The 21,090-nt window shown below is 73.6% G+C and carries 16 protein-coding genes; 9 read left to right on the top strand and 7 right to left on the bottom strand.

Translation table 11 applies throughout. From position 1 onward, the window contains the following. The first annotated feature begins 50 nt into the window (after nucleotides 1–50). Entirely contained in the window at nucleotides 51–1,754 is a 1,704-nt protein-coding gene (locus OIU81_RS33555) for a cholesterol oxidase substrate-binding domain-containing protein (protein WP_329153891.1), read from the top strand. Between the two features lie 16 nt (nucleotides 1,755–1,770). On the opposite strand, the gene OIU81_RS33550 is transcribed toward OIU81_RS33555, so the two are convergent. Together OIU81_RS33550 and OIU81_RS33545 are read right to left on the bottom strand one after the other, a co-directional pair. Beyond that, nucleotides 1,771–2,883: a CapA family protein gene (locus tag OIU81_RS33550; protein WP_329153889.1), complete on the bottom strand. Its 1,113-nt coding sequence runs from the start codon at nucleotides 2,881–2,883 to the stop codon at nucleotides 1,771–1,773. Between the two features lie 9 nt (nucleotides 2,884–2,892). Beyond that, nucleotides 2,893–3,687: a GNAT family N-acetyltransferase gene (locus OIU81_RS33545; protein ID WP_329153888.1), complete on the bottom strand. Its 795-nt coding sequence runs from the start codon at nucleotides 3,685–3,687 to the stop codon at nucleotides 2,893–2,895. 360 nt (nucleotides 3,688–4,047) lie between these two features. On the opposite strand from OIU81_RS33545, the gene OIU81_RS33540 reads away from it, so the two are divergent. The 3 genes from OIU81_RS33540 to OIU81_RS33530 all read left to right on the top strand — a co-directional run bounded on the left by OIU81_RS33540 (nucleotide 4,048) and on the right by OIU81_RS33530 (nucleotide 8,598). Then, on the top strand, nucleotides 4,048–6,225 hold the full coding sequence (locus OIU81_RS33540; protein WP_329153886.1) for a SpoIIE family protein phosphatase: 2,178 nt from the start codon (nucleotides 4,048–4,050) through the stop codon (nucleotides 6,223–6,225). Between the two features lie 83 nt (nucleotides 6,226–6,308). Continuing rightward, the gene (locus OIU81_RS33535) at nucleotides 6,309–7,487 is read left to right on the top strand and encodes a MalY/PatB family protein (protein ID WP_329153884.1); all 1,179 of its coding nucleotides are present in this window, start codon (nucleotides 6,309–6,311) and stop codon (nucleotides 7,485–7,487) included. A gap of 289 nt (nucleotides 7,488–7,776) precedes the next feature. After that, a complete protein-coding gene (locus tag OIU81_RS33530; protein ID WP_329153882.1) occupies nucleotides 7,777–8,598 on the top strand; it encodes an IclR family transcriptional regulator in 822 nt (273 codons plus the stop codon). Here OIU81_RS33530 and OIU81_RS33525 read toward each other — a convergent pair. Then, nucleotides 8,577–9,452, bottom strand: a complete 876-nt coding sequence (locus OIU81_RS33525; RefSeq protein ID WP_329153879.1) for a fumarylacetoacetate hydrolase family protein — start codon at nucleotides 9,450–9,452, stop codon at nucleotides 8,577–8,579. The two genes, OIU81_RS33530 and OIU81_RS33525, sit on opposite strands and share 22 nt — an antisense overlap. 552 nt (nucleotides 9,453–10,004) lie before the next feature. Between OIU81_RS33525 and OIU81_RS33520 the strand changes: the two genes are divergently transcribed. Continuing rightward, nucleotides 10,005–11,276 carry a VWA domain-containing protein gene (locus OIU81_RS33520; RefSeq protein WP_329153878.1) on the top strand — a complete coding sequence of 424 codons (1,272 nt, stop codon included), beginning with the start codon at nucleotides 10,005–10,007 and terminating at the stop codon, nucleotides 11,274–11,276. Continuing rightward, nucleotides 11,276–12,103 (top strand): hypothetical protein, encoded by an 828-nt coding sequence (locus OIU81_RS33515; RefSeq protein WP_329153877.1) that lies wholly within the window; start codon nucleotides 11,276–11,278, stop codon nucleotides 12,101–12,103. Before OIU81_RS33520 ends, OIU81_RS33515 begins: the two co-directional genes overlap by 1 nt. Nucleotides 12,104–12,155: 52 nt before the next feature. Here the strand turns inward: OIU81_RS33515 and OIU81_RS33510 are convergent, their stop codons facing one another. The 3 genes from OIU81_RS33510 to OIU81_RS33500 form a co-directional block, all read right to left on the bottom strand. Further along, on the bottom strand, nucleotides 12,156–13,463 hold the full coding sequence (locus OIU81_RS33510) for a DUF5685 family protein (RefSeq protein ID WP_329153875.1): 1,308 nt from the start codon (nucleotides 13,461–13,463) through the stop codon (nucleotides 12,156–12,158). A gap of 351 nt (nucleotides 13,464–13,814) precedes the next feature. After that, a complete protein-coding gene (locus OIU81_RS33505; protein ID WP_329153873.1) occupies nucleotides 13,815–15,095 on the bottom strand; it encodes a PP2C family protein-serine/threonine phosphatase in 1,281 nt (426 codons plus the stop codon). A gap of 206 nt (nucleotides 15,096–15,301) precedes the next feature. Then, nucleotides 15,302–16,135: an undecaprenyl-diphosphate phosphatase gene (locus OIU81_RS33500; RefSeq protein ID WP_329153871.1), complete on the bottom strand. Its 834-nt coding sequence runs from the start codon at nucleotides 16,133–16,135 to the stop codon at nucleotides 15,302–15,304. A 792-nt stretch (nucleotides 16,136–16,927) separates the two neighbouring features. On the opposite strand from OIU81_RS33500, the gene OIU81_RS33495 reads away from it, so the two are divergent. Genes OIU81_RS33495 through OIU81_RS33485 form a run of 3 tightly spaced genes read left to right on the top strand, consistent with a single transcriptional unit; the run spans nucleotide 16,928 to nucleotide 20,125 of the window. Next, entirely contained in the window at nucleotides 16,928–18,073 is a 1,146-nt protein-coding gene (locus tag OIU81_RS33495) for an acyltransferase family protein (protein WP_329153870.1), read from the top strand. Between the two features lie 22 nt (nucleotides 18,074–18,095). Beyond that, entirely contained in the window at nucleotides 18,096–18,773 is a 678-nt protein-coding gene (locus tag OIU81_RS33490; protein WP_329153869.1) for a response regulator transcription factor, read from the top strand. Then, nucleotides 18,770–20,125 carry an ATP-binding protein gene (locus OIU81_RS33485; protein WP_329153867.1) on the top strand — a complete coding sequence of 452 codons (1,356 nt, stop codon included), beginning with the start codon at nucleotides 18,770–18,772 and terminating at the stop codon, nucleotides 20,123–20,125. Before OIU81_RS33490 ends, OIU81_RS33485 begins: the two co-directional genes overlap by 4 nt. Here the strand turns inward: OIU81_RS33485 and OIU81_RS33480 are convergent. Beyond that, the gene (locus OIU81_RS33480; RefSeq protein WP_329153866.1) at nucleotides 20,106–20,933 is read right to left on the bottom strand and encodes a COG4705 family protein; all 828 of its coding nucleotides are present in this window, start codon (nucleotides 20,931–20,933) and stop codon (nucleotides 20,106–20,108) included. The genes OIU81_RS33485 and OIU81_RS33480 overlap by 20 nt on opposite strands. Nucleotides 20,934–21,090: the final 157 nt, after the last annotated feature.

Below are 21,090 nucleotides of genomic sequence, written 5' to 3'. Positions count from 1 at the left end.
CGCGGTGCAGCGGGGCGGCACGCCGCGAGCCGCGTGCCGGAAGGACCGCCATGTCCGACGAGAGCGCTCGAAGAAACCCCCTCACCCGCCGTACGCTCCTTTCCGGGGCCGCCGCCGCGGGGTTCGCGGCGGCCGCGGGATTACGCCCCGCGTACCGCATTCCCGCGGGCGGCGCCGCGGCCACCCGCACCCCTCCGCCCGACTTTCCCGCCGGCATTCCGCTCGCCCAGCAGGCCTTCCGCAACTGGTCGCTGGAGATCGTGGTCGAGAACGTCTGGACCGCGTCGGCCCGTACGCCCGACGATGTCGTCACCCTCGCGAACTGGGCCCATCAGCACGGCTACCGGCTCCGGGCCCGCGGCAAGGGCCACACCTGGTCGCCGCTGGTGCTGCCCGCCGGGGCCGACACCAGCCGTACGGTCCTTGTCGACACCACCACCCACCTCACGGCGGTCAGTGTGCGCGGCGGCAGCCCCGGCAGCGTCACCGCGCAGACGGGGGCGACCCTCGACACCCTCCTCGCCCGCCTGGAGGAGTCGGGGCTCGGCCTGGCCACCACCACCGCGCCGGGCGATCTCACCCTCGGCGGGGTGCTCGCCATCGGCGGGCACGGCACCGGCGTGCCCACCGCCACCGAGAATCCGCCCGCGGGCTCCGGCTTCGGCACGCTGAGCGCTCTGGTCACCTCGCTCACCGCCGTGGTGTGGAGCGCGGCGGACAGCCGCTATGTCCTCAAGACCTTCGCCCGCAGCGACCCGGACATCCGCGCCTTCCTCGTGCACCTGGGGCGCGCCTTCGTCACCGAGGTGACGATGACCGCCGCGGCCAACACCCGTATCCGCTGCCAGAATTGGTACGACGTGAACGTGGCCACGGTCTTCGCGCCACCCGGCACCGGCGGGCGCACCCTCGGCTCCTACGTGGACCGCACCGGCCGCATCGAGGCCATCTGGTTCCCGTTCACCGATGTGCCGTGGCTGAAGGTGTGGAGCGTGGCACCGGACAAGCCGCTGTTCGCCAAGCAGCTCGACGGGCCCTACGCCTACACCTTCGCCAACCGCGTCACCGAGGACATGTCGAAGCTGCTCGGGCAGATCGCCGCGGGCGGGGGCGACAAGACGCCGGCGTTCACCAAGCTCGCCATGTCCATCGTGGGATCCGGGCTGATCGTCACCGGCACCTGGGACGTCTGGGGCTGGTCGAAGAACAGCCTGCTGTACGTCGAGCCGACGACGCTGCGGATCGTGGAGGCGGGCTGGGCGGTGCTGACGTCCCGGGCGAATGTGCAGCGGGTGGTGCACGAGTTCCACGCCCGCTACCAGAGCCTGCTCACCGCGTACCAGAGCCGCGGTTCCTACCCGGTCAACGGCCCGATCGAGCTGCGTATCACCGGGACGGACCCCATCGACGGACCTCTGCTGTCGCCGGCACGGGTACGCCCGGACCGTCCCGAGTGGGACACCGTGGTGTGGCTCGACTTCGCCACCTATCCCGGTACGCCCGGCGCCGGGCCCTTCTTCCGTGAGCTGGAGCAGTGGATCTGGCAGAACTACACCGGTTCCTATGCGACGGTGCGGCCCGAGTGGTCCAAGGGCTGGGCCTACACGGACGGCGGGCCGTGGACGGACGCCGCCGTGGTGGGCGGCACGGTGCCGGCCGCGTTCGAGGACTGGCGCACGGCCCGGGAGAAACTGAACTCCTACGATCCGGCGCGGGTGTTCTCCAACGCCTTCCTCGACACCCTGCTGCCCTGATGGCGGCTGCCGCTTCCTAGCCGGGGCGGAGGACGAGGGCGGCCCCGGGCCCGGCGGCGGTGCACGGGGCGAAGCCGGAGCCGATGGTGTCCAGGAGTCCGCGCAGCCACCGGGAGTCCTCCGTGGAGGCCGGGCACAGCCGCAGCCGGCGGGACTGCAGCGGGGTGATCCGCAGTTCGCGGAGCCCGCCGGTGTCCGCGTCCAGCGAGACGAGGTACAGCAGCCGCAGGTCGTCCCGGTAGTGCTCATAGCCGGTGATGCCCTCGTAGTCGTCGATGAGGTCGCCGCAGCCGTGGATCACCAGCTTGCCGCGGTAGGCCTCCAGGGCCCGGGGGTGGTGCGAGGAGTGCCCGTGGACGACGTCCACCCCGCCGTCGAGCAGAGCGTGTGCGAAGGCGACCTCGTCGCGGGGCACGTGATAGCCCCAGTTGGGGCCCCAATGGACCGAGGCCACCACGAGGTCGCCCGGCTGCTTGAGCTGCCGTATCCGGTCGTCGATACCGGATGCGGCGGCCCGCGAGGGCCCGGCCACGAAGGCGACGCCGGACCGGTCCCCGGTCGCGGCCCAGCTGCCGGGGATGCCGCTGGAGGGCATCCCGAAGGAGAAGACCAGGACCCGGTGGCCGCCCGCGACGGGGACGATCGCCGGGCGGCTCGCGGCCGCGGCGTCCGCGCCGGCGCCGGCCGTCCGCAGCCCCGCCTCCGCCAGCGTGGCGAGGGTCTCCGCCAGGCCGCGGCGGCCGAAGTCGAGGACGTGGTTGTTGGCGAGTACGCAGACGTCCGGGCGGGCGGCGGCCAGGCACGGGAGGTTCGCCGGGTTCATCCGGTAGTGGATCGCCTTGTCGGGGGCGAACCCGGAGTGCCGGGTGACGCCGGTTTCCAGGTTGAGCACCCGGGCGGCGGGCGCCGCCGCGTCGAGCAGGCGCAGCGCCTCGCCCCACGGCCAGGAGAAGGCGGCCGGTCGGGGCACGGGGCCGTTCGCCACCTCCGCCAGCGCGACATAGTCACGGGCGTCCCGGGTGTAGCCCTCGCGCAGCTCCGGGTCTCCGGGATGCGGCAGGATCTGGTCGACACCGCGGCCGAGCATGACGTCACCGCAGAGGAACAGCGTGAGCACGTCACCGCCCATTCCCCCAGGTTAGGCCCGCACGGGCGGGGTTTCCCGGCGGCCGGGCGGGCGCGTGGCCGGCTGCCCGGTGAAGTGGTGCACATACTCGTGGCGCAGCCGGAATCCGGCGGTCCAGGCGAGGAGCCGGCTGGGGCGGTGGTCGCGGGAGCAGGTCCAGCTCGGGGTGCGGCCGCGGGCGGCGATGTCCCGGCACAGGGCGGTCACACAGGCCAGGGCCAGGCCCCGGCGGCGGTGGTCGGGGGCGGTGAAGCAGGCGATGTCCTCGTAGGCGGTGCCGAGGACGTAGGTACAGGCGACGGCGAGCATCCCGTCCCGGTCGCGGGCCGCCCAGCCGAGCCGGGAGGCGGCGAGCGCGGCCGGGCCGCCCCAGGGGGCATGGATCCACGCCGCGTCCGCGGCGAGCTCGGTGAGCGCCGGTGCGTCCTCGGGCGCCAGCCTGCGCACCGTCACGCCGTGCGGCGGGCGCGGGGCCACCGCCGGGACCTGGTGGACGCAGAGCATCCGCTCCCACGGCAAGATCCGGCCGAAGGCGCTGCCCAGCGCCGGCAGGAAGCGGCCGGCCGCCCGCACGTAGTGGGCGTCGAAGACCGCGAGGGCACCGGGGGCCAGGGCGGCCGGGTCGCCGCGGAGCAGCGCATGGCCGGCGCAGGTCACGGCCACGGTGCGGGGCTCGACGGCGCGGTCGGCCCACCAGCGGCCGGTTCCGGTGGCCCGCACGTGCTCGGCCAGTGCGGCCGTCCCGGGGGCTCCGGCGGTGAACCAGCCGGTGAGCGCGGGGAGTTGGTCCGGGGCGAGTTCGATCACAGGGTTCCTCGGGTGTCGCGGGGCGGCCCGGACAAAACCTCCCCGCCGCTCGGTGAGCCGCCTGCCGCTCTCGGGGGTACCCGGGGGCGGCACCGGCCACCAGGACAGTACGGGAGGATCGGTACATTTCAGACGCTCTCCCTGGCGAGGAGGGGGCGGATACACCGAACGGACCCCACCACCCCCGGGGCGTACGGCCCGCTTCCCCGGACCCGCACTCCCCCAGCCCCGGGAGCCGGTCGTAGCCGCCCGGTCCCGCCCGGTGACCGGCGCAGCTCGGACCTGGACTCCGCTGTGCGGTGTGTCACAGTGGGAGGTGACTCGGCCGCGCGGTCGGTGTGTGCAAGAGAGGGCATGGTCATGTCCCTGGATTCGGACCGTCTTGACGCGGTCACCGCGCACCTCCGGTCCCCTCCTCTGCGACGCGAGGAGTACGAGGACCTCTTCGATCAGGCGCCGGTGATCTTCGCTGCGCTGGGCGGCCCGCAGCATCTGCTGGAGGCGGCCAATCCGGCGTTCTTCGAGGCGATCGGCGGCGACCGCAGCCGCACGGGTGCGCCGCTCGGGGAACTGATCCCGGAGCTGGCTTCGCAGGGCGTCCTCGACCGGCTCGACACGGTGTACCGCACCGGCGTCGTCCACCGGGCCCGCGCCGGACGGCTGGTGCTCGGTGCGCCGGGGGCGGAGCGGGAGGGGTTCTTCGACTTCACGTATGAGCCGCGCCGGGACGCGTCCGGCAGGGTCGACGGGGTGATCGTGATCGCGGTGGAGACCACGTCGCACCACCACGCCCAGCTTCTCGCCGCCGAGCAGCGGATCCTGCTGGAACGCATCGCGCGTGACGCCCCGCTGAGCGAGATCCTGACGGGCATGGCCCTGGCGATCGAGGAGCTGTCGCCGGACATGATCGTCTCGGTGCTGCTCGCCGACGCCGACGGCCGGCATCTGTGGCACGGCACCGGCCCGAGTCTGCCCGACTTCTTCAACGCGTCGGTCGACGGCATCGCCACCGGTGAGCGCGTGGGCTCGTGCGGTACGGCCGCCTACCTGCGCCGACCGGTGATCGTCACCGATATCGCCACCGATCCGCTGTGGGAGGACTACCGCGACCTGGCCTCGCGCGCCGGGGTGGCGGCGTGCTGGTCCACCCCGATCATGGGCGCGGACGGCCGGCTGCTGGGCACCTTCGCGATGTACCACCGCACCCCCAAGGCCCCCGACGAGAAGGACCTGTCCCTCAGCTCGGCGTTCGCCCGTACCGCCGCCCTGGCCATCGAACGCCATCAGGCCACGGAGGCCGGCCGCGCCGCCCAGGACCGGGAGAAGGAGGCCCGGGAGGACCTGGCCTTCGTGCTGGACGCCAGCACCGCCATCACCCGCGAGCCGCACTTCACCGACTGTCTGCAGTGCCTGGCCCGGCTGACCGTGCCGACGCTGGCGCCGCTGTGCACCGTCCATGTGGTGGAGGACGGCCGGACCCGGCGGATCGCGGTCGCCGCCGCCACTCAGGCCGACGAGGACTTCCTCGCCTCCCCCGGCGTACGCGACCGGGTCGACGAGGCGGTGGCGCACGTCCTGGCCTCCGGCAGCACGGAGACCGACGGCGCGGGCGCCGCACCGGCCGCCCGCTCCGGGCTGCCCGGCACCGCCGGGTACGTCTGCGTTCCGCTGGCCACCCGCGGCCGCACCTTCGGCGTGCTGACCCTGCTGGCCACCGGCCGGCCGCTGGACGACCACATCATCGCGCTCGCCGAGGAGCTGGCCAGCCGGGCCGCCGCCAGCGCCGACAACGCCCACCAGTTCTCCGACCGCGTCCAGCTCGCCCGCGAGCTGCAGGCCGGCCTGCTGCCGCCCGAGCTGCCCACGATCCCCGGGGTCGAGCTGGCGGCGTCCTACCACCCGGCCGGCGAAGGGCTCGATGTCGGCGGTGACTTCTACGATGTCTTCCCGCTGCCCGACGACCGCTGGGCGGTGATGATCGGCGATGTGCGCGGCCGTGGCGCGGCCGCCGCCACCACCACCGGGATGGTCCGCCACACCGCGCGCGCCGCCGCACGTCTGCTGCACGACCCGGCGGCCGTGGTCGGCGCCATCAACGACGCGCTGACCGGCAGTTCCATCAGCGCCGACGACTTCGTCTCGCTCGTCTACGGGGAACTGCTGCCCGGCACCTCCCCGCTCACGCTGGAGCTGCTGCGCGCCGGCCATGTCCCCCCGCTCGTCCGCCGCACCGACGGCACCGTGGAACAACTCGCGCAGTCGGGCCTGCTCCTGGGGGTCGCCCCGGAATTCGACGGCTCACCGTGCCGGGTGGAGCTGTATCCGGGCGACAGCCTGGTCCTGGTCACCGACGGCATCACCGAGGCACGCTCGGCCGACGGCGAGTTCTTCGACGAGCACCGGCTGGCCGAGGCCCTCCTGGGGTGCGGCTCCTCCTGCGCCGCCGGTCTCATCGCCGCGGTCAATGCCGCGGTGACCGCCTTCGCGGGCCCCTCCACCCCGGATGACCAGGCCGCTTTGATCCTCACCGCCGTCTGAGCCGGCCCCCGGCACCGGCCGGTGGACGGACCACCCGGCCGCTCCCCCTGCCACGGCGGGCGGAACGTGCCTATTTTGGCCTCATGGACCACGCGCCCCGAGACGACGTCAACGACGCCAACCCCCTGCGCCGGCTCACCCTTGACGAGCTGCGGCTGCGCACGAGCATGAAGTGGCGCACCTACCCGGACGACGTGCTGCCCCTGTGGGTGGCGGAGATGGATGTGCCGCTCGCCGCCCCGGTCGTACGGGCGGTCACCCAGGCGCTGGCGCGCGGCGACACCGGCTACCCGGCGGGGACGGCGTACGCCCGGGCCCTGGCGGACTTCGCCCGGCTGCGCTGGGGCTGGGACGGGCTCGACGTGGCGCGCACCGCGATCGTGCCCGATGTGATGCTGGGCGTCGTGGAGATGCTCAGGCTGGTCACCGGCCCGGGAGACCCGGTGGTGGTCAACTGCCCCGTCTATCCGCCGTTCTACCAGTTCGTGACGCACATGGACCGGCGCGTGGTGGAGGCGCCGCTGGGCGGGGACCTGCGGATCGACTTCGGCGTGCTGGAGGAGGCCTTCCGGCACGCCGTCGCGGACGAGGGCCGGGCCGCGTATCTGCTGTGCAGTCCGCACAATCCCACGGGCACGGTGCACAGCGCCGGGGAGCTGTCCGCGGTGGCGGCGCTGGCGGACCGCTACGGCGTGCGGGTCGTGGCCGATGAGATCCATGCGCCGGTGGTGGCCCTCGACGCCGCCTTCGTGCCCTATCTGAGCGTGCCCGGGGCGGAGCGCGGCCTCTCGCTGATGTCGGCGTCCAAGGCGTGGAACCTGGCCGGCCTCAAGGCCGCACTCGCCCTCGCCGGACCCGCCGCGGCCGGAGACCTGGCCCGCCTTCCGGAGGAGGTCAGCCACGGTCCCAGCCACGTCGGCGTGCTGGCCCACACCGCCGCGCTGCGGGAGGGCGGCGAGTGGCTCGACGCGGTGCGCGGCGGCCTCGACGACAACCGGCGGCTGCTCGCCTCCCTGCTGGCCGAGCGGCTGCCCCAGGTCCGCTACCGGCCGGCCGAGGGAACGTATCTCGCCTGGCTCGACTGCCGGCCGCTCGGCCTCGGCGACGACCCCGCCGCGGTCTTTCTGGAACGGGGCAGAGTGGCCTTCAGCCCCGGTACGCACTTCGGCACGGGCGGCGCCGGTCATCTGCGCCTCAACCTGGCGACCTCCCCCGAACTGCTCACCGAGGCCGTCCGGCGGATGGCTTCGGCGATCGGCTGACGGACCCCGCGACGCCTCCCGTTCCGCCACCGGCCGACGGCCCCTCCGGCACGCGTCGTACGGCGCGCCCCACCCGTCGACCGGCCACCGGGCGCGCCGCGGAACTCCCCGCCCCTCCCCGGCACTTGACAGTCCCACCCAGTGGGACACAGTCTCGTTCACCGGGTTGGTTGAACGCCGCAATTGCTGTCAGTGCGGTACAAGTCCCAGTGACAGGGCCGGAAGTGGCTGGCTAATGTCACCGGGCGAGTCTGCCGCGCAGCATGAACCGGAAGGGCCGAAGGCGACGATGAGCAAGGCAGTGACGCCGGAGTCCGGCCGGGCCTCCGACGGCGGCGTCGGCGCGGGCGAGCGGGCGGCCGGCACGCTGGACCGGGGGCTGGCGATCCTGACCCATGTGGCCCGCCACCGCGGCCTCTCGACCGCGGAGATCGCCCAGGCGCTCGGGCTGACCCGCAGTACGGCCTACCGGCTCGTCGACCGGCTGCAGCAGCAGGGCTGGCTGGCGCAGACACCGGCCACGACCCGGTGGCAGCTGGGGCCGGCCGCGGTACGGCTGGCGTCCGCGGCGGTGGCCTCGACCACCCTGCGGGACGCGGCCGCGCCCGCCCTGCGCAAACTCGGCGAACTCACCCAGGAAACCGTCAGCCTCAGTGTGCCCAACGGTCTGACCATGGTGTTCGTGCACCGTGAGCGCGGCACCCGGCCGGCCACGGTGACCGCGGAGCTGGGCGCGGCCCGCCCGCTGCACTCCACCTCACTGGGCCGCGCCTATCTGGCGGCGCTGCCGCAGCAGAAGCTGGAGGACACCCTGATCGAGCTGGTCCGTGACCCGCTGTCCCCGGTGACCGCGGCCACCGTCTCGGATCTGCATGCCGAGATAGAGCGCACCCGGGAGCGCGGCTGGTCCCAGGACCTGCGGGACTTCGACGAGTCGAGCTGCTGCTGCGGCGCCGCCGTCCACGACCACACCGGGATGCCGGTCGCCTGCGTCAGCGTGGCCGGGGTGGCCGAGCGCATGGGGCCGCTGATACCGGCGTACGGGCCGCTCGTGGCGCAGGTATGCCGTGAACTCTCCTACGATCTCGGCTATCTGCCGCCCGCTTCCTGATATCCCGGGCCGCCGGCCCCGGTGCCGTCGCACACCGCGCCCCGCACCGGGTTGACCAGGCACCCGATCCCCTCCACTTCCGACTCCAGCACATCTCCCGGCCGCAGCGCGCGCGGCGGCCGCATGAAGTCGCCGCAGCCGGCCGGGGTTCCGGTCAGCACCACGTCGCCCGCCCGCAGGGTGAAGAACCGGCTGAGGTAGGCGATCAGCGCGGGGATGCGGAAGACCATGTCGGCCGTCGTACCGTCCTGCACCGTCTCGCCGTTGACCCGGGTACGGATCCGCAATCGGTGCGGGTCGGGGATCTCGTCGGCGGTGACGACCACGGGCCCCAAGGGACAGAAGGTGTCCAGGCCCTTGCCCCGCAGCCACTGCCCGTCGCGCTCCTGCAGATCACGGGCGGAGACGTCGTTGGCGACGGTGTAGCCGAAGACGTACCGCAGCGCGTCCGCCTCGGACACGCAGTGGGCCTCGCCGCCGATGACGACCGCCAACTCGGTCTCCCAGTCGACGCGCTGGGTGAGTTCCGGGTCGAAGACGATCGCCTCGCCGCTGCCGATGACGCTGGAGGAGAGCTTGGGGAAGAGGACGGGCTCGGCGGGCCGGTCCCAGCCCATCTCCACGAGGGTCTGCGGGTAGTTCGGCCCGACGCCGTACAGCGCGCCCGGCCGGTAGGGCAGGGACGGCACCGGGTCCGTTCCTATGGGCAGTTCGCTCCACGACCAGGGCAGGACGCCGCCCTCGATGACCTCCGCCAGGGTGACGGAGGGCGGCGCCAGCCGCCAGGGATGCTGCGACGCGAGCCGGCCGACGAGCCTGCGGCGCCCCTGATGGGTGAGGGTGGCCAGATGCATGGGTGCGCTCCAGGAGGATAGGGCGCCCCGCGGCACGGCGGGGCGCTCTGCTCAGTGGGACGGAGTACCGGACAACGGGGCACCCGGGCCCGGGGCGGCCGGGGCCCCTGCCGCCGGGCAATTCCTCCGCGGCCGGCCGGGGAAGGCGCCGGTCGCGCCGCTCGTGCGGGGCGGGAGAACGCCCAGGACAACGGGCTTTCGGTCCTCGGGGCGGGCACCGCCCGGTCCGTCATACCGGCCCTCGCCGTGTGATCTTCCTTGCCATGGTCCCCTCCTTCAACACCGCGCCGGTTCCCACTGGTTGGGACGTGGGGGCACCTGGTGGGATGTGGTGTGCCGACGGTAAGCGAGACCCTGCGCCGACCGCAATGGCCGACTCCCTTTCGGGGGCGGGACGCCATGGCAGACGCAAGGCACGCCGGCCGCCCGGCGCCCCATGTGCCACTCCGCCGCCCGCGCCCGGCCGGCCACCACCGCGCGGCGGGCGGCCCTTTCCGTCCCCTGTCCGACAACCGTTTTGGACTGCGGGACGTTTCTCCATACGATCCGTCGATGATCACAAGAAAACGGCTGGCGGCCGGGGTGTGCGGCCTGCTCGCCGCGATGACCGTCATGCTTGCCCCCACACCTGCCAGCGCCGGCGAACCGGACGCGAAGGCCTCCCCCAAGGTCGAGTTGACGCTCGATGTCAGCGGCTCGATGCGGGCGCGCGACATCGACGGGCAGAGCCGGATGGCCGCGGCCAAGCAGGCGTTCGACGAGGTGCTGGACGCCGTGCCGGACGACGTCCAGCTCGGCATACGCACCCTCGGTGCCACCTATCGCGGCGAGGACCGGAAGGTCGGCTGCAAGGACACCCGGCAGCTCTACCCGGTCGGGCCGCTCGACCGGACCGAGGCGAAGACCGCGGTGGCGACGCTCAGCCCCACCGGCTGGACGCCCATCGGGCCCGCCCTGCTGGGTGCGGCCGACGACCTCAAGGGCGGTGACGCGAGCCGCAGGATCGTCCTCATCACGGACGGCGAGGACACCTGCGCCCCGCTCGACCCCTGCCAGGTGGCGCGGGACATCGCCGCCAAGGGCATCCATCTCACCGTCGACACCCTCGGGCTGCTGCCGGACGCCAAGACCCGCAACCAGCTGAGCTGCATCGCCGAGGCCACCGGCGGCACCTACACCTCGGTGGAGCACACCAAGCAACTGCGCGACCGTGTGCATCAGTTGGTGGACCGCGCGGCCCATCCGGTGGTCACACCCGTGGCGACCGAGGGGGCGGGGCAGTGCGCCGGCGCCCCCGAGCTCAAGCCCGGCCTCTACAGCGACCGCGAGAAGTTCGCCGAGCACCGCTGGTACCGGGTCGACGTCCGCCCCGGCCAGGAGCTGCGCGCCTCGGTGAGCATCGCCGCCGACCGGGCGGTCAACAACGACTACGGGGTCCTGCTGCGGGCCTCGACCGTGCACGGCCGGGAGGTCGTCCGCGGCGCGGAGGCGGGCGACGGCCGTACGGATGTGATCTCCTCCGGGCTGCGCTATCCGAAGGCACCGAGCGAGGCCACCGGCGACGACGCGCCCGCGACGGAGACCGTCTGTCTGCAGGTCAGCAACTCCTTCTCGGCCCCCGCTTCGGTCAAGACCGACCCCGGACTGCCGGTCGAGCTGACCGTCGATCTGGTGGACGGCCCCTCCGACGCCTCCGACGCCGCCTTCTTCGGGCTCGGCCACGGCTGGTGGCTGCTGATCACGCTGGCCCTGTCCGGGCTGGTGGCCGGTCTGCTGTGGGGCTGGATCTCCCGTTGGCGCGTCACCGTCTGGAGGACCAACTGATGCGTACCGTACGCACCCTGATGACCGCCGTGCTGGCGGGCGCCGCCCTGCTCGGCGCGGCGGGCACCGCCCTCGCCGACAGCCCGTCCCCCTCCGCGAGCAGCAGTGCGGACGGGGAGGCGGCCGCGCCGACCGAGGCCGGCACCTCCTTCCGTACGGCGACCGCCATCAGGCCGGACCAGCCGGCCACGGCCAGCGCCTCCACCGGCGACTACCTCTACTGGGTACTGCCCGTGGACGCGGGTCAGCGCGCCACCGTCAAGGCCAAGGTGACTCTGCCGCAGGCCGCCGCCCGGCACGGTGCGGCCACCTGGCAGCTCGACGTCTATGACGGGCTGCGCCGGCGCCAGGACTGCACCTACGGCGCCCGGACCAGGACCGCCGCACCGGACACCGGCTCCGTCGAGCTGTCCTGCACCCTGCGCACGGTCCGCGCCTGGGCGGAACCGTGGGCGAACGACCCGCTGCCGGGCAGCTACTACATACGGCTGACGGTCGTCGACCTGCCGAAGGACGACCTCGGTCTGCCGGTGCACGCCGAGGTCGACGCGACCACGGCCGACACCGGTGGCGCCCACGCGGTGGACGGCGCGCTCGCCGCGCCTCTGGTGCCCGGCGCCGCGACCGCCGCACCGCAGGACGAGGAGAGCCCGGCCGGACAGTCCGCGGCGGCGGCCGAGCCGGACGGCGGCTGGTCGTCCGGCTGGTGGTCCGACCGCTGGATCTGGACCGCGGTGGGCGGGCTGCTCGCGGCCCTCGCCGGGATCGGCGGCTATCAGCTGACGCGGGGCTCCGGCCGCCCGTCACGGATACCGCCGGGCGCCTGACCGAAAGGGGCGGCCGTGACACGGTCATGGCCGCCCCTCGTGCCGTCAGGGTTCAGCAGTCGCAGCAGCTGCAGCAGTCACAGCAGTCGCAGTTACAGTCGCAGTCGCAGCAGTCACAGTCCTGGCAGCACCCCTCGCGCTTCTTCCGCGACCACGGCCCCTCGTACTCCGCCGCGCAACAGAGCTTGCAGGTGCAGCACAGCCCGATGGCGACCGCACAGCCGGCGAGGAAGCCCCGGGGCTTCTTCGGCTGGTGCGGGAACTGCGGCATCCCGCCGCCCCCGCCGCCCGGGCCTCCCCCGTGGCCGCCGCCCGCACCACCGGGCGGCACCGGGCCGCCGCCGTGCACGTGCTGAGGGCCGTTCAGCTGCTGACCGTGGACGTAGGGGCCACCGGCGGCCGGTACCTGGCCGTACCCGGGCGGGCTGCCGTATCCGTTCCCGTACGGGTTCGGGCCCTGAGCGTTGTACGGCCCCGGCGCTCCGTGCCCCTGGTGGGCGCAGGACGCCGTCCCGAAGGCCCGGTCCACCGACCGGCGCAGCTCATGTACCAGCAGCGCGTGCACCAGCCGGGAGTCGCCGAACTCGACCTCGCGCAGCGCGAGTCGGATGCCGTGCAGCGCGTCGTCACACAGCTTGCGGGCGTGTGCGGGGGTGGCGCCGGTGGCGGTGAGCGGGTTCCAGGCGCCCTCGGCGGCGTCCGCCGCGCGGTCCTCCACGGCGTCGAGGAGGTGGGCCAGCCGTCCGAAGAGCCGGCCCGCCTCGGCCAGCGGGGCGGCATTGCCCGGCCGGCCCGCCAGCACCGCGGTGTGAGCGAACGCGGCCCCGGTGGCCGTCTCGGTCGGTTCGGTGATGACCGTCAGCGGGGTGCCGGGGCCGGCCAGTTCCTCGATGACCGGCTGCCGGTCGACGGCGTCGACGAGCAGCGTGGTGTCGAAGCCGAGGGCGGCACCGGTGCGCGCCCCGGCCCGGTCCCATCCCGCGGCGACCTTGCGGGCGGCGGCGGCCACCGGCCGGCGGCGCAACAGCCCGTTCCGGTCGGCGACATGGTCGCGGATCTTCGCCGAGGCGAGCACCAGGGACACCGACGCCGCCAGGCGGGCGCCCTCCCCCTTCGCCACCGCGGCGGTCCGCATCCCGCGCAGTGGGCAGGGCCCGGCGGTGCGGCGCCGTATCTGAGCGGAGCCGGACTGGGCATCCGTCAGCACGGAGACGATCAGCCCGTCATAGTTCGTGACGACCCGGGCGAACTGGCCGTGGTCGCCGCGCAGGGCGAGACAGAGCCCGCACAGATGAGCCGTCCACTCGGCCCTGAGCCCTTGGGACAGACGATGGGTGCAGGGCCTGACGATGCCGAACACGTGGAAACCCCCGTAAGACGTCGGCTGGAGCGGCCTGCGCCGGTGTGGCGGGCCTGGGTCGACAACGCAAGAGCGTAGCGAGTGCCCCGTTGACCTGGACACACACCCCTGATGTAGAGATCGGGCGCCAGCTGACGGATCGTCATGTCGGCAGCCATGAACCGGCGATGACGCGGTCGCTCCGCCCTGCCAGGGGAGGGCGCGGGCGGAGCGACCGCGGGGGCCCAGGTCCACAGGCAGGCCGGGCCGAGCCGGGAATCGGGGAAAATCCCTCGGCTCACCCCTGAGTACGGACCGTGCCGCGGGTTTGTTCACACGGGTTCCCGATCCGCCGGGGCCGGGGTGCGGGTCTCACTCCACGGCCGGTCCGGTGGCCCCCATTCCCGCATGGGGGCGCATCCGCACGGCGAGGAGGGCGACATCGTCCTCGGCATGCAGCCCGTCGAGGCGGAGCAGCACTTCGTCGAGCACCTGCGCCACGCCGGCCCCGGCGGGCAGCCGCATCCCGGCCAGCCGGGAGAGCGAGACGTCGATGTCCTCGCCGCGCCGCTCCACGAGGCCGTCGGTGAACATCACCAGGGTTTCCGCGGGGGTGAGGCGGCGGGTGAGGAGTTCGTAGCCGCCCACGCCGGTCCCCAGGGGCGGGCCCACGGGAACATGCAGGAGGTCGGTGGTGCCCGCGTGGCCGACGACCACCGGCGGGAGATGGCCCGCGCTGGCGAACGCGGCGCTCCTGCGGGCCGGGTCGAGCCGGGCCAGCAGACAGGTCGCCGGGCGGCGGCTCTCCTGCTCGGCCACGGTGCTGTCGAGCCGGCGCAGCACACGGTGCGGCGGCAGATCGGTCGAGGCGACATAGCCCAGATGGGAACGGTAGGCGTTCATGTCGACCGCGGCGTCGGGCCCGTGGCCCATGACGTCGCCGATGGCCAGCAGGGTGCGCCCGTAGTGGAGTCGTACCGTCTCGAACCAGTCGCCGCCGACCAGGGCGCTGGTGCCGGAGGGCAGATAGCGGGTGGCGAGTTCCAGATTGGGGTGGGGCCGGCCCGGCGCCGTGAGGAGCGCCCGCTGCAGATCCGTCGCCGTGCGCTGGACGACGGCGTGGTGGCGGGCGTGGGCGAGCCGGGCGGCCGCGAATCGCGCCACGGAGTGCACGGTGGCGCTCTCGTGTGCGGTGAATCCGCCGCCGGCGCGGAGCACGAGCAGCACGCCCTGGCGCCGGCCCTGTGCGGTGAGCGGCACGGACAGCGCCTGGACGGTCAGGCCGCCCGGCAGGACCGCCGACGCGGTGACCGGGTGTCCCTCGTCCAGCGCCCGCTGCGCGGGAGAGCCGCCGGACTCCCCGTCCTCGTCCGGGAAGCGGGCCCGGAGCACCTGGACCAGGCCCGCCGTCGCCACCCGGTGCAGTTCCGCCGGGGACGGGGGCCGCTTCCCGGTGCCGTCGTCGGAGAGCAGATCCACCGCGGCGGCGTCGCACAGATGCCGGCACAGGAAGCGGGACAGCTCGGTACAGGTGGTCTGCGCGTCCAGGGTGGTGCCGATCGCCTCGGCGGCTTCCTCCACCGTGTGCAGACGGGCCAGTACGCCCGCCGGATCGGCATCCAGGTCCGACTCCGAGCCGTCCCCGTTCGACACAGGCCACCTCCACGGCGCTGCGGCCCGCCGTGAGCGGGACGCTTCTCCTGCACCCATACCACCAGCTTCCCGGCGGCACGGCCCGCCACGGCGGGCGCGCCGGCCCCCGCGCGAGCCGAGCACCACGGGGCGGCCGAGCACCACGGGCAGACCGGCGGCGGCATGCGGCCCGTGGGAGCCGCCCCGCCGGTCCCCCGGGGCGGTCGTCAGCTGAGGACGCCCGTGCCCAGCAGGCCGAAGAGGAGGACGCCGACCAGGATCCGGTAGACGACGAAGGAGTTGAAGGAGTGCTTGGCCACGAACTTCAGCAGCCAGGAGATCGAGGCGTAGGCGACGACGAAGGAGACGACGGTGCCGATGGCCAGCGGGGCGACGGCGGCGCCGCTGCCGATGGCGTCCTTCAGCTCGTAGATGCCGGCACCGGTGAGGGCCGGGATGCCGAGGAAGAAGGACAGCCGGGTGGCCGCGACTCGTTCGAGGTCGAGGATGAGGGCGGTGGACATGGTCGCGCCGGAGCGGGAGAAGCCCGGGAAGAGAAGGGCGAGGATCTGCGAGCAGCCGACCCACATGGCGTCCTTCAGCGAGGTGTCGTCCTCGCCGCGCTTGTGCCGCCCCATCTGGTCCGCCGCCCACATCACCCCGCTGCCGATGATCAGTGAACCGGCGACCACCCACAGGGACGCGAGCGGGCCCTCGATCAGCGGCTTGGCGGCCAGGCCGACGACGACGATCGGGAGGGTGGCGTAGATCACCCACCAGGCGAACTTGTAGTCGTGGTGGTAGCGCTCCTCGCGGTTGCGCAGCCCCCGGAACCACGCGCCCACGATGCGCACGATGTCCTTGAAGAAGTAGACGAGTGCCGCGGCGATCGCGCCGACCTGGATGACGGCGGAGAAACCGACGACGGCCGTGTTGTCGACGGGGATGCCCATCAGACCCTCGGTGATCTTGAGGTGACCGGTCGAGGAGACCGGGAGGAACTCCGTCACCCCCTCGACGGCTCCGAGGACGACGGCCTGGCCGATGCTGATGGCGCTCATGTGATCCATTTCTGGGAACGGTGCGGACGGTGGACGCGGGTGCGCCGCGGTGAGCCGGGCGTGGGGCGGTGCGGCCGGGTGCGCGCCGGGTACCCGGTGGCATCGGCGTCGTCGGCGATGTTCCCGGCTGGGCCGGGGCGGGCACCGGGGATGTCTCCGGCGTCGCCTGCACACAGGTGTGTCCCGGCACACAGGTCGGTGAGCTGACTGTACTGGGGGTTGCCCCGTCCGGCCGAAAGCACCGGGTCCACGGGCCGCCGCGAAGCCGGTGCGGCGGAGCGGGAGCGGCGGCGCCACGGGCCGGCGGGCGGCTGCGGGGAGAGAAGGGTCACCACGGCGGGCCGGGGTGACGGGCGGCCGCCGGGGTCCGGTGCGGCGGCACGGCGGGCGGCCTGACCGGCGGCGGGCCGGGCGCGCGCAGCTGGGCACACAGCCATGCGGTCAGTCCCTCCCGTAGGGGGCCGGGGTGCGTCCCGCGCCCCGGACGTCTACAGTGCCACCCGGTGGTCTACAACACTGTAGACGAACAGTGCGGCGCACCCCGCCCCGGCCGGCACGGGCTCCTCGTGCTCGGCGGGCGCCACGGGCGGGGAGCCCCTCGGCACGGCGGGCCACCGGCCCCGCATGCTCACCTCCGGAGCACTTCACAGCAACGCCTCGTAGGGTGCCCCACCGTCCGCAACAGCCCACCGGAGGAGCCAGGATGCCGCTCACCATGATCAGTACGGCCATCGCCCCCACCACCACGGCGAGAAGGCCGCGACGGCCCACTGATCACTGGGAGGCCGTGTCGTGACCCTCGCTCCCCGCTCCCTTCCCGCACCGGGCGCCGGCCGCGCCGCGCCCGAACGGCCCGCCGTTCCCGCGCCCGCCACCGCCGGCGCCCCGGGCGACAAGGCGCCGCCCGCCCAGGAAAAGCCGCGTGACGCCTTTTTCGACAATGCGAAATATCTGGCCATCGTGCTGGTGGCCCTCGGCCATGCCTGGGAGCCGCTCTATGCCACCAGCCGGAGCGCGGCCGCGCTGTATATCTTCGTGTACGCCTTCCACATGCCCGCGTTCACCGTTATCTCCGGCTATTTCTCGCGCGGTTTCGATGTGCGCCGCGACCGGCTGCAACGGCTCATCACCGGCGTCGTCGTCCCCTATCTCCTTTTCCAGACGGCCTATGCGCTGTTCCGGTACGCGGCCGGCGACATCCCGAGCTTCTCGGTCAGCCTGGCCGACCCGTGGTTCCTCACCTGGTTCCTGGTCGCCCTGTTCATCTGGCGGCTCACCGCGCCGCTGTGGCGGATCGTGCGGTGGCCGGTGCCCCTGGCCCTCGCGATCGCCGCGGCGGCGTCCGTGTCGGACCTGGGCAGCGACCTGGACCTGCAACGGGTCCTGCAGTTCCTCCCGTTCTTCGTCCTCGGCATGCGCCTGAAGGCGGAGCACTTCCGCCGCCTCCGCTGCCGGCCGGCGCGCCTCGCCGCGGTGCCGGTCTTCGCGGGGGCGCTGGTCTTCGCGTACTGGGCCGTGCCGCGGATGAACGACGCGTGGTTCTACCACACCGACAGCGCACAGAACCTGGGCGTTCCGTGGTGGTGCGGCGTCCTGATGCAACTGGGCATGTTCGCCTGCTCGCTGGTGCTCACGGCCTGCTTCCTGGCCTGGGTGCCGGGCCGCCGGGCGTGGTGCACCGCACTGGGCGCCGGCACCCTCTACGGCTATCTGCTGCACGGCTTCCTCGCCAAGGGCTCGCGCTGGTGGAACTGGTACGACGCCGACTGGATCCACACGCCCTGGGGCGCCGTCGTCGTCACCCTTCTCGCCGGCGCGGTCGTGACGCTGCTGTGCACCCCACCGGTGCAGCGGGTCTTCCGCTTCGCCATGGAGCCGAAGATGCATTGGGCATTCCGGCCCGAACCCCGGCCCGGCGCGCGGGGCCGTACGACATGACCGACGGGAAGGACGCAGCTGAATGACGAGGACCGCTCCCCGCATCCTGGTCGTCGAGGACGACCACGGCCTGCGCGATGTGCTGGCCCGCGGACTGCGCGACGAGGAGTTCGACGTCGTGACCGCCGCCGACGGTGCGGCCGCGCTGCGCACCGTCGACGCGTCGGTGCACACGGTCGTGCTCGATGTCGGGCTGCCGGATTCCGACGGGCGCGACGTCTGCCAGGCGATGCGGGGAGCGGGTCTCACGGTGCCGGTGATCTTCCTTACCGCGCACGACAATCTCACCGACCGGCTCGCCGGTTTCGCCTCCGGAGGCGATGACTACCTCACGAAGCCGTTTCACCTCAGCGAGCTGGTGGCCCGCGTCCGGGCGGTGCTGCGCCGCGGGGGTGGCGACGCCGCCCTCGTCGCCGGCGACGGTGCGCTGCGGCTGGACCCCGTGCGGCACCACCTGACCGTGCACGGGGCGGCGGTCGCCCTGACGCCCACCGAATTCCGGCTGCTGGCCTGCCTCATGGCGGACCCCGGGGCCGTCGTCCGCCGCCGGGCCCTGCTGCGGGCGGGCTGGCCGGAGGGTGCCCAGGTCAGTGACAACACCCTGGACCAGTATCTGTGGCGGTTGCGCCGCAAGCTGCGCGCGGCGGACAGCCCGCAGGGCATCGATACGGTCCGCGGCATCGGCTACCGCTTCGCATGAGGCTCCCCCGGCGCACCCTGCGCGGCCGGCTGGCCCTGATGGCCCTGATCACCGGCGCGGTGTGGGTCGCCGTCCTGACGGCGGCCTTCAACCTGACGCTGGACAAGCGGCTGCACGAGCAGGCGAACGACGTGCTGCGCACCCGGGCGGAGGCCGTGGCGGGCACCGTGGAGGCCCGGCCGGCCGGACGGCTGGCGGTCCATGAGCCCGCCCGGGACCAGGCGCTGGACTCCGGGGTGTGGATCTACCAGGGCCGCCGGATCAGGGAGCAGCCGCCCGGCGCGCCCGGCGCGGTGTGGCGGCGGGCGGATCAACTGGCCGGCGGGCACGAGATGTTCACCGAGACCGGAGCCGGCGACGGGTCCGGCGCGACGCGGCTCTACGCCCTCCCCGTGGCGGCCGCCGACGGCCGCGGGCAGGCCGGCACCGTGGTCACCTCCGTCAGCCTGGAGCCCTACCGCAGCACGGCGGACACCGCCCTGGCCGGTTCCCTGACGCTGGCGGTGCTGCTGCTCGCCACCGTCTACCTCCTGACCCGGCTCGTGGTGCGGCGCGCCCTGCGGCCGGTCGCCGAGATGAGCGACCAGGCCACCCGCTGGAGCGAGGCCGGCGCCCCGGAGCGGTTCGGCGCGGCCGGCCGGCCGGCCGAACTCGCCTCGTTCGCCGCGAGCCTGGACGCCCTGCTGGACCGGCTGGCCGCGGTGCTGCGCCATGAACAGCACCAGGCCGCGGCGCTGTCCCATGAACTGCGCACCCCGCTGGCCCGGATCACCGCGGAAACCGACTGGCTGGCCAGGCGCCCGCGGACCGCGGCCGAGCAGGACACCGCGCACGAGGCCATCGCGCACGCCGCCACGACGATGCGGCAGATCTGTGACTCCCTGCTCTCCGAAGCCCGTACCCGCGGTGCGCAGACCCCCGGCAGCTGCCGCTACCCCGCGCTCGCGGAGGACCTCGCACGGCGCTTCGCGGAGGACCACCCCGACGCACCCGCCGTGGCGGTGACCGGCGATCCGGCGACCGCGGGCGTACCGGCGGCGGTGGCCGAGCGGATCCTGATGCCGCTGCTGGACAACGCCCGCCGGTACGCCGTGCACACGATCACCCTCCGCTGCACGGCCGGCACCGGCCGGGTCACGCTCCACGTCGGCGACGACGGCCCCGGCGTGCCGGAGGAGTTCCGCGGGGCGCTCTTCGAACCGGGCCGGCGCGCCGATCCCGGGGACGGGCACGACGGCGCGGGCCTCGGCCTGGCCCTGGCGCGGCGGCTGGCCCGCGCGGCCGGCGGCGACCTCACGCTGGCCGCCGCCGGCCCCGGCGCACAGTTCGCCGTCACCCTCCCTGCGGGCTGACCTCCTCGCTCGCGGCCACGTCCCGCTTCGTGCGGATGAGGTGGAGGACGAGCCCGAGGATGACGGCCAGGAACAGGACGCTGGTGCCGACGGTGCCCAGGCCCAGGCCGCCGTTCTGCTGCGGCTGGGAGAGGTAGTCACCCATCGAGGCACCGAGCGGCCGGGTCAGCACGTACGCGATCCAGAACGCCCAGACCGTGTGGAAGTCCAGGGTGAAGCGGGCCAGCGCCACCGCGGCGATCAGCGCGGCGAAGACGACCGCGGAGAACCAGTACCCCAGGTCCAGCCGCTCGGCGGTCAGATCGCCCGCCGAGGTGCCGAGCGCGAAGGTGAACAGGATCGCCAGCCAGTAGAAGGCTTCCCGGCGGGGCGTGCGGATGGTGTGGATCGACAGGGTCCGCTCGCTCAGGTACCAGGCGAGGAAGGTCAGGGCGAGCAGGACGGCGAACACCGCCGTCGTCGTCTCCAGCGGCACCCCGAGGTTGTCGGTCAGGTTGTCGCTGATCAGCGTGCCGACCACGCTGATCAGGACCACCGCGAGCCAGTACAGCCCGGCGCGGTAGGCGCGCGCCCGGAACTGGAGGGCCAGGGTGACGGCCAGCAGGGCGGCCATCAGGTACGAGGTGTTGGTCAGGCCCATGCCGAGGTTGTCGTTGAGCAGGTCGGCCGCGGTCTCACCGACCGTGGTGCACAGGACCTTGATCACCCAGAAGAAGACGGTGACCTCGGGGACCTTGTTCAGCATCGGCGGCCGGTGCCGGGTGGGCGGCCCGGCGGGGTGCAGGTGGGTATCCGTTTCGGTACTCATGCCGCCGCACGCTGGCAGGGGCCACCTGAACACCGCCTGACCGGCACACGGCCGCGCTGCCCGGAGTGCCGCGGCGGATAACATCAGTAACTGTGGCGTGGCTCATACCTGTGGTGGCGGCTCCCTTTCGGGCCGGTCGACCGCTTGACATCGACGG

The sequence above is a fragment of the Streptomyces sp. NBC_01454 genome, from assembly GCF_036227565.1.
In the GTDB taxonomy this organism is placed as follows: Bacteria; Actinomycetota; Actinomycetes; order Streptomycetales; family Streptomycetaceae; genus Streptomyces.
Note: the sequence above shows the minus strand (reverse complement) of the source record. Positions and strands in the feature narration are given on the sequence as shown.

Coding starts and splice junctions, on each gene's coding strand:
- OIU81_RS33515 (WP_329153877.1), top strand. CDS start 11,276: ATGCGTACCGTACGCACCCTGATGACCGCCGTGCTGGCGGGCGCCGCC.
- OIU81_RS33550 (WP_329153889.1), bottom strand. CDS start 2,883: ATGGGCGGTGACGTGCTCACGCTGTTCCTCTGCGGTGACGTCATGCTC.
- OIU81_RS33485 (WP_329153867.1), top strand. CDS start 18,770: ATGAGGCTCCCCCGGCGCACCCTGCGCGGCCGGCTGGCCCTGATGGCC.
- OIU81_RS33535 (WP_329153884.1), top strand. CDS start 6,309: ATGGACCACGCGCCCCGAGACGACGTCAACGACGCCAACCCCCTGCGC.
- OIU81_RS33520 (WP_329153878.1), top strand. CDS start 10,005: ATGATCACAAGAAAACGGCTGGCGGCCGGGGTGTGCGGCCTGCTCGCC.
- OIU81_RS33530 (WP_329153882.1), top strand. CDS start 7,777: ATGAGCAAGGCAGTGACGCCGGAGTCCGGCCGGGCCTCCGACGGCGGC.
- OIU81_RS33555 (WP_329153891.1), top strand. CDS start 51: ATGTCCGACGAGAGCGCTCGAAGAAACCCCCTCACCCGCCGTACGCTC.
- OIU81_RS33480 (WP_329153866.1), bottom strand. CDS start 20,933: ATGAGTACCGAAACGGATACCCACCTGCACCCCGCCGGGCCGCCCACC.
- OIU81_RS33500 (WP_329153871.1), bottom strand. CDS start 16,135: ATGAGCGCCATCAGCATCGGCCAGGCCGTCGTCCTCGGAGCCGTCGAG.
- OIU81_RS33490 (WP_329153869.1), top strand. CDS start 18,096: ATGACGAGGACCGCTCCCCGCATCCTGGTCGTCGAGGACGACCACGGC.
- OIU81_RS33540 (WP_329153886.1), top strand. CDS start 4,048: ATGTCCCTGGATTCGGACCGTCTTGACGCGGTCACCGCGCACCTCCGG.
- OIU81_RS33525 (WP_329153879.1), bottom strand. CDS start 9,452: ATGCATCTGGCCACCCTCACCCATCAGGGGCGCCGCAGGCTCGTCGGC.